The sequence below is a fragment of the Dietzia sp. E1 genome, from assembly GCF_014145015.1.
GTDB lineage: Bacteria > Actinomycetota > Actinomycetes > Mycobacteriales > Mycobacteriaceae > Dietzia > Dietzia cinnamea_A.
On the sequence record NZ_JAALDU010000142.1, the window covers coordinates 1 to 7,149 of the forward strand.

The 7,149-nt window shown below is 71.9% G+C and carries 7 protein-coding genes and 1 pseudogene; 3 read left to right on the top strand and 5 right to left on the bottom strand.

The window, feature by feature from the left end:
• Together G6030_RS05990 and G6030_RS05995 are read right to left on the bottom strand one after the other, a co-directional pair.
• Positions 1-469, bottom strand: a 469-nt coding sequence (locus G6030_RS05990) for a glycosyltransferase (protein WP_182642502.1), incomplete at its 3' end; no start/stop codon positions are given.
• 69 nt (positions 470-538) lie between these two features.
• Entirely contained in the window at positions 539-1,471 is a 933-nt protein-coding gene (locus G6030_RS05995; protein WP_182642503.1) for an alpha/beta hydrolase, read from the bottom strand.
• Between the two features lie 153 nt (positions 1,472-1,624).
• Here G6030_RS05995 and G6030_RS06000 point away from each other — a divergent pair, with 153 nt between their 5' ends.
• The 3 genes from G6030_RS06000 to G6030_RS06010 all read left to right on the top strand — a co-directional run bounded on the left by G6030_RS06000 (position 1,625) and on the right by G6030_RS06010 (position 3,577).
• Entirely contained in the window at positions 1,625-2,074 is a 450-nt protein-coding gene (locus tag G6030_RS06000; protein ID WP_182642504.1) for a limonene-1,2-epoxide hydrolase family protein, read from the top strand.
• 82 nt (positions 2,075-2,156) lie between these two features.
• Positions 2,157-2,936: an SDR family oxidoreductase gene (locus tag G6030_RS06005; protein ID WP_182642505.1), complete on the top strand. Its 780-nt coding sequence runs from the start codon at positions 2,157-2,159 to the stop codon at positions 2,934-2,936.
• A 104-nt stretch (positions 2,937-3,040) separates the two neighbouring features.
• Positions 3,041-3,577, top strand: coding sequence for a ferritin (locus tag G6030_RS06010; RefSeq protein WP_007632120.1), 537 nt, complete (start codon positions 3,041-3,043; stop codon positions 3,575-3,577).
• A gap of 48 nt (positions 3,578-3,625) precedes the next feature.
• On the opposite strand, the gene G6030_RS06015 is transcribed toward G6030_RS06010, so the two are convergent.
• The 3 genes and pseudogenes from G6030_RS06015 to murB form a co-directional block, all read right to left on the bottom strand.
• The gene (locus tag G6030_RS06015) at positions 3,626-5,239 is read right to left on the bottom strand and encodes an ATP-binding cassette domain-containing protein (protein WP_182642506.1); all 1,614 of its coding nucleotides are present in this window, start codon (positions 5,237-5,239) and stop codon (positions 3,626-3,628) included.
• A 386-nt stretch (positions 5,240-5,625) separates the two neighbouring features.
• Positions 5,626-6,684 (bottom strand): membrane protein insertase YidC, encoded by a 1,059-nt coding sequence (gene yidC / locus G6030_RS06020; RefSeq protein WP_182642507.1) that lies wholly within the window; start codon positions 6,682-6,684, stop codon positions 5,626-5,628.
• Positions 6,685-6,884: 200 nt separating this feature from the next.
• Positions 6,885-7,149 (bottom strand): annotated as a pseudogene (gene murB, locus G6030_RS06025) (UDP-N-acetylmuramate dehydrogenase); the annotation flags it as partial.

Sequence of the window (7,149 nt, forward strand, 5' to 3'; positions counted from 1 at the left end):
CGTTCTTGACCTCGGCGAGGGTATGCGCGGTGTGCACGAGCGGCACGCCCCAGTGCTCGGACGCCACCAACCCGGCCTGACCGGACAGCCAGTAGTGCGAGTGGATGAGGTCGTAGTGCCCCGGCGCGTGCCCGGCCTCCGCGCGCATGACGCCCGCGACGAACGGGCACAGCTGCGTGGGCAGGTCCTCTTTGCGCAGGCCCTCGAACGGCCCGGCGACGATGTTGCGGACGAGCACGCCGTCGCCGGCCTCCTCGACGGGCGGCTGGGAGGAGTGGGTGGCGCGGGTGAAGATCTCGACCTCCACGCCGCGGCGGGCCAGCCGGCGGGCGGTCTGCAGGACGTAGACGTTGAGTCCGCCGGCGTCGCCCGTGCCCGGTTGGGCGAGCGGGGAGGTGTGGAAGGACAACACCGCGATGCGTCGGGGCAGCGGGTGCGCGACGCCGCGGTCGAGCTCGGAGACGGTCACCCGCTCGATTGTGCCCCCGCCCGCGCGGGCGTGCACGTCGGCCGGGTGCCCGGCGGGCGGGCGGCAGGCTTACAGAGTGGCGGCGAAGGCGTCGAGCTCGGCGAGGAAGCGGGGTGTCTCCTCGAGGAACGGGGCGTGGGCGGACTCGGCGAACTCGACGTAGCGGCCGCCGGGGATCATCTCGGCGTTCGCCTGCCCGGCCGACGGCAGCACCACCCCGTCGTGGGCCCCGTGGATGACCAGGGCCGGGATGCTCAGGGCGCGGAGGGCGTCGTCGTTGTCGACGCGGCGCGTGAGCAGCGCCTGCCGAACCGCCGGCGGCGTGGACAGCGACAGTCCCAGGATCCGCTGCCCGTCCGGGCCCGATCCCGAGCGCATCATGGCGTTGCCGAAGCTGGTGAACGCGGCCAGTGCGACCGACGGCTTCTCGTCGAACGCCCCGCCCGAGGTGACCTCCTTCATGGCCGGGCCGATCGCGCCGCCCGCCGAGCGGGAGAGCGAGGTGACCGCGCCGCACAGCACGATCCCGCCGACCCGGCCCTCACCGCGGGCGGCCAGGTAGTCGGCGACCACGACCCCGCCGTAGGACCAGCCCAGCAGGATCGCGCCCGAGCCCTCGGTGATCCCGGCGGAGTCGAGCACCGCCTCGACGTCGTCGGCCCACTGCTGCGGCGAGTCGTAGCCGCCGGCCGGGACGTCGGAGTGGCCGTGACCGCGCAGGTCGATCGCCACCACACGGAACCGCTGCGCGAGCTCGCCCAGCAGCTCGGCGCCCCAGCTCGAGCTCGACTGGGCCCAGCCGTGGATCAGGACGAGGGGCCGGGAGGCCGGGTCGCCGAGCACGCGGTAGGCGATGGTCGTGCCGTCGGACGACACCGCCGACGCGACGCCGTGCGCCGTGCCGGGAAGGTCGGTCGTGTACGCCCGGCCCGGGGCGGGTCGGCCGTGGGCGGGCTGGCCGGAGAGGGCGTCGGTGGTAGCGGGTGTCGCATCGGAGCTCATACGGCACATCGTGCCAGTCGGGGCGCGGCGGCGGTGTGCTCCTGCGCGGCCCTCCCCCGGCCCCGGCACCCGGATCACGCAGCACGCCCGTTCACCGCCATCCACCCACACGATCGGCACCCGTTCCGCGCCCGCGGCGGTTACCGTGGGGAGATGGCAGTCACCAGCACCAGGACCGACCCCGACGTGGTGGTCCGGACGTTCTTCGATGCCCTCATGGCCGGCTCCACCGCGACCGCCGCGGACCTGCTCACCGACGACGTGTGGTGGGCCAACGTCGGCCTGCCGACAATGCGTGGCAAGCGCGCGGTCGTCGGTGCCATCTCCGCGATGAACCGGAGCATCGACTTCGGCGTGGACATCCACCATCTCGCCGTGTCGGCGCCCGCGGACCCCACCAACCCGCAGGCCCCGGTGGTGGTGCTCACCGAACGCACCGACTACCTGGGCGTCGGGCCACTGCGCGTCGGGTTCTGGGTGTGCGGGCGCCTCGAGGTCCGCGATGGCCGGGTGTGCGGCTGGCAGGACTACTTCTCCAAGGCCGACATGGCCAAGGGCGCGGTGCGCGGGCTCGTCGAGATGGTCACCGGCCGGGGGCGTTAGACCTCGTCGTCGTCGCACGTTTTTCACCCACGACGAACGCATGCCGCGGTCGGTGTCGGACCCGCCGCCTACTCTTGTCGCCATGAGCACCGAGCACTCCGCCGCCCGAGACCGCCTGTCCGCCCTGCCCGCCGAGACCCGCGTCGCCGTGGTGACCGGGGCGTCGTCCGGGATCGGGGAGGCGACCGCGCGCGAGCTGGCGCGGATGGGCTTCCACGTGGTGATCGGCGCGCGGCGCGTCGAGCGGCTGCAGGCGCTGGCGGACGAGATCGGGGGCACGGCCATGCCGCTCGACGTGACCGACGCCGACTCGTGCGAGGCGTTCTGCGCGGCCGTCCCGCGGCTGCACGTGCTGGTCAACAACGCCGGCGGCGCCAAGGGCACGACCAGCGTGATGGACGCCGACGAGGACCAGTGGCGCTGGATGTGGGAGACCAACGTCCTCGGCACGCTGCGCATGGTGCGCGGGCTCATGCCGGTGCTGGTCGAGACGGGCGACGGGCTGGTCGTCACCATCACCTCGATCGCCGCGATCGAGTCCTACGACAACGGCTCCGGCTACACGTCCGCCAAGCACGCGCAGGCCGTCCTGCACCGCACCCTCCGCGGCGAGCACCTCGGCCAGCCGGTGCGGTTCACCGAGATCGCGCCCGGCATGGTCGAGACCGAGTTCTCGCGCGTGCGGTTCGACGGCGACGACGACAAGGCGGCCGCCGTCTACCGTGGGCTGACCCCGATGGTCGCGCAGGACGTGGCGGAGATCGTCGGCTTTGTGGCCAGCAGGCCCTCGCACGTCAACCTGGACCAGATCGTGGTGAAGCCCCGCGATCAGCACTCCGCGATGCGTGCGCACCGGAGCTGACATCGGTAGGTGAGCCTGTCCAACCCAAAGGGAGGTTAGGCTATCTGACCTGGTAAAACGTCGGACATCGCCATAGTCTGGCCCCCTACTGAAAGGGGCCCGCCATGGCCAGGAACAAGAACACCTTCGTCGATCTCCTCTCCGCTCAGGTCGGTCACGAGTTCGCCGCCAGCCAGCAGTACGTCGCGATCGCAGTGTGGGCGGACGCGCAGGACCTGCCGCAGCTCGCCGGTCGCTTCTACTCGCACAGCCTCGGCGAGCGGAACCACGCGATGATGATGGTCCAGTACATGCTCGACCGCGACATCCCCGTCACGATCCCCGCCGTCCCCGCCCCGGAGGCCCGGTTCAGCGGCCCCGCCGACGCGCTGCGCCTCGCGCTCGAGCAGGAGAAGCAGGTGACGCGGCAGATCGAGGACATGTTCCAGGCGGCCCGCGCCGAGTCCGACCCGCTCGGCGAGCAGTTCATGCTGTGGTTCCTGCGCGAGCAGGTCGAGGAGGTCGCCAACATGAACACGCTCGTCACGATCGCCGAGCGCGCGGCCGACGACTGGTTCCGCATCGAGGAGTACCTCGCCCGCGAGAACGACGCCTCCACCAACACCGGGACCCCGCCGTCGGTGGCCGGCGGCGCCGTCTGACGCACGCCCCACCGCGGTGGGCCGGGGCTCACCATCGTGGGGCGGGGCTCACCGCGGGGTGATCACGTCGTCCACCCCCACGCGGTCGCAGAAGCCGTCGTCGTGGCTGACCAGCAGCAGCGCGCCCCGCCAGCCGGAGAGGGCATCGGCGAGCACCTGCACGCCTTCCAGGTCCAGATTGTTGGTCGGCTCGTCGAGGATCAGCAGCTGCGGGACCGGCCGGGCGAACAGCCTCGCCGCGAGCGCCGCTCGAAGGCGTTCACCACCCGACAGGTCCCCGAGCCGGCGGAACCCTGCGTCGCCGAGGAACAGCAGCCGCGCCGCGTGGGCGTGAGCCTCCTCCGCCGGCGCCTCGGGGCGGACCGCGCGGATCGCGTCGACGACCGACCACTCCGGATGCTCGACGCGAAGATCCTGCGGAAGCAGGGCCCACGGGACGTGAACGACCTCGTCGTCGTCGCCACCCCGGCCGGCCCCGCGTGAGCGCGGCCCCGCGACGCCCTCACCGAACAGGCGCCGCAGCAGAGTGGTCTTGCCGCTGCCGTTCGGACCGGCCAGTCGTACCCGCGCCGGGCCGACGAGGTGGATCCGGCCGGCGACGGGATCGTCGGCGTCCAGCACGACCCGGCCCGCGGGGAGCCCGGGATCGGGCAGGTCGACGCGCAACAACTCCTCGCGTCGCACGGCGGCGTCGGCCTCGCGCATCCGCTCCTGCGCCTGCTCCACGCCCTTCGCGTGCGTGGCCCGGTAGCGTGCCGCGGACTCCTGGGCCTGCCGCTTGCGCATCCCCATGACGACCTTGGGCTCGCGCTTGTTCGCCTCCATCTTCCGGCCGTACCGCTCGCGCCGCGCCAGCACGACCTGCGCCTCGACCTTGTCCCGCTTCTGCGCGCGGAGGTCATTGCGGGCCCCGGTCAGACTCTGCAGCGCGGCGGCCTGCTCGGACTCGATCACCTCGCGGTAGTGCGAGTACGGCCCACCGAACACCCGGCATCGGCCGGCCCGCATCTCGACGGTCGTCCCGGCCCGCTCGAGCAGGCCCAGGTCGTGACTCACCACGAGCGCGATGCGTTGCCCGCCGGCGACGAACCGGTCGATCGACGCGAACAGCCGCGCTCGCGCCCTCGAGTCCAGATTGTTGGTGGGCTCGTCGAGCAGGAGTACCCGCGGCTGCCCGAGGAGCCGACCTGCCAGCGCGCCGAGCGTGCGTTCCCCGCCGGACAGCGCGAGCACCGACCTGCCCAGGTCCGTGGGCAGGCCCAACTCGGCGAGCAGCGCGCCCGTCCGCTCGGCGATCGACCAGTCGTCGGCGAGGCGGGCGAAGTCGTCGTCGTCGCCCTCCCCCGCCTCGATCCGCGCCAACGCCGCCAGCTTCCCGCCCACACCGAGCTCGTCGGCGAGGGTGCGCTCCGCGGGCGCGTCGGCGAGCAATTGCGGAAGGTAGGCGACCGTGGGCGGCAGGGCGGGCTCTCCTCCGACGCTGATCGACCCGCGCGTCGGACGCAGCTCGCCGGCGATGAGGCGCAGCAGGGTGCTCTTGCCCGCGCCGTTGCGGCCGACGAGTGAGGTGAGGCCGGGACCGAGGTTCAGGTCGAGGCCGTCGAAAAGCGGGGTGTCGTCGGGAAACGCGTACGCGACGTCCGACAGGACGAGGGATGACATACATGCTCCAGGGAGGTGGCGGATGGGCCGGGTCTCACCTGGGGTCGAGCACTGTCCTCGGATCTCCTCGTCTCGGGTTCTCGGCCGTGCCCCTCGCGGCGCCGGTCTCCCGGGGTCGCGCCGTGCAGCTGCCGACGTACGCCGAGCAGACTACGCCCGCCGCGCGGCAGTGGCAATGGTTCGGAGGGGTGCTCGTCGTGGAGCGGCCTCGGTCTCCCTCGCACCCGCCGTCGGCTCGGCTTCGGCGCGCTGCGCTCGGCGTCGCCAGGGCTGACGCCCGCCCTGGCGGATTCTGGTCGTAACCATCACGGGTTTTCGGCGAAATCGCCTGGATGGTTACGACCATTTCCGCGCTGAGTACATCCAATCGCGGGGTGCGGGCCGGACTACATGAACGCGCTGGGGGGAAGGCCCTCGCGGCTGCTCATGGGCAGCTCCTTCTCCAGCTTCTCCATGAAGATGTGCGACTGCACGGCGGTCCAGATGTTGTTGGTGAGCCAGTAGAGGCCGATCGCGATGGGGAAGTTGAAGAAGTACGCGCCCACGATCGGGAAGAACGGGAACAGGTACATCATGATCTTCATCGACTGGTTCATCGACTCGGTCATCTGCTCGGCCATGGACTGGAAGTCCTGCGGCTTGCCGTCCGGCCCGGCGCCGGCGGCCGCGCCAGCGGCCCCGGTGGTCGCGGGAGCGGGTGCGGCGGGCTTCTCGCCGTCGATCTCGAGCACCTCGCCGTCGACGACCGGGCCGCCGGCGCGCTCCTCGGCGTCCACGCGGGCCAGGGCGGCCTGCTCGGCGGCCTTGGCGGCCTTCTGCCGGCGGAAGGAGTTCCACATGTTGATGAACGTCGCGATGCCGGCCAGCACGAACAGCGGCACGGCCAGCATGAGGATGTCCTCGCGCACCAGCCCGGGGTGCAGGGAGTCCATGACCTCCTGCGGCATGCGGATGTAGGACGCCAGGGGCACGCCGAAGATCTCGGCGTTGAGGAACGACGACACCTGATCGGGGCCGAACGCCCCGTTGGTCATCTGCGAGGCCTCCTCGATGGACTTTCCGGGAGGCGAGAAGTTGAGCAGCACGTAGTACAGGCCCAGGAACACGGGGATCTGCACGAGGAGCGGCAGGCAGCCGGCCAGGGGGTTGACCCCGGCGTCGGCGTACAGGGCCTGCATCTCCTTGGCCTGCTCCTGGCGGTCCTCGGGGGACTTGCGGTCCTTGTACTTGTTCTGCAGCTCCTTCATCTTGGGAGCCAGCTGCGCCATCTTGCGCATGGAGTACTGCTGCCGCCACATGGACCGCAGGAGCAGTAGCCGCACGGTCACCACCAGCAGGAGCACGGAGCCCACCCAGGCGACGCCCGAGTCGGGGTCCACCACGAAGCTCAGCGCCCAGTGCCAGAACTTCATGACGAGCGACACCGGATACGCGAACAGGTCCACGGGCGATTCTCCAGGGAAAACGGCGGCGCCGGGCGGGCGCGCGGGGGCGTGACGAGCTTAGAAGGCCTGGGACCAGCGTGCCAGGAACAGCCGGCGCGCCGGGCGGCGAGGTCGGCGGCCCACCCCGCGGGTGCCGGGGCTCACCCGCGCCGGAGCCCACCCCGCGGCTGGCGGCGGAATCCCACGGCCGGGCGGACCGGTCAGATGTGGCAGCCCACCCACACTGGCTCGGGGTGCAGTTCCACGCCGAACGCCTCCCGCACGCCGTCGCGCACCTCGCGCGCCAGCGCGACGATGTCGTCGGACGTCGCCGAGCCCCTGTTGGTCAGCGCGAGCGTGTGCTTGGTGGACAGTCGGGCGGGGGACGACGACGAGGGGTGCCCCTTCCCGAAACCGGCCCGCTCTATGAGCCAGCCCGCGGAGAGCTTGACCCCGCCGGGCGCGGAGAAGGCGGGCATCTGCTCG

Bases quoted from the DNA above. Each gene is read 5' to 3' on its own strand.
- G6030_RS05995 (WP_182642503.1), bottom strand. From the start codon at position 1,471: ATGAGCTCCGATGCGACACCCGCTACCACCGACGCCCTCTCCGGCCAG.
- G6030_RS06000 (WP_182642504.1), top strand. From the start codon at position 1,625: ATGGCAGTCACCAGCACCAGGACCGACCCCGACGTGGTGGTCCGGACG.
- G6030_RS06005 (WP_182642505.1), top strand. From the start codon at position 2,157: ATGAGCACCGAGCACTCCGCCGCCCGAGACCGCCTGTCCGCCCTGCCC.
- G6030_RS06010 (WP_007632120.1), top strand. From the start codon at position 3,041: ATGGCCAGGAACAAGAACACCTTCGTCGATCTCCTCTCCGCTCAGGTC.
- G6030_RS06015 (WP_182642506.1), bottom strand. From the start codon at position 5,239: ATGTCATCCCTCGTCCTGTCGGACGTCGCGTACGCGTTTCCCGACGAC.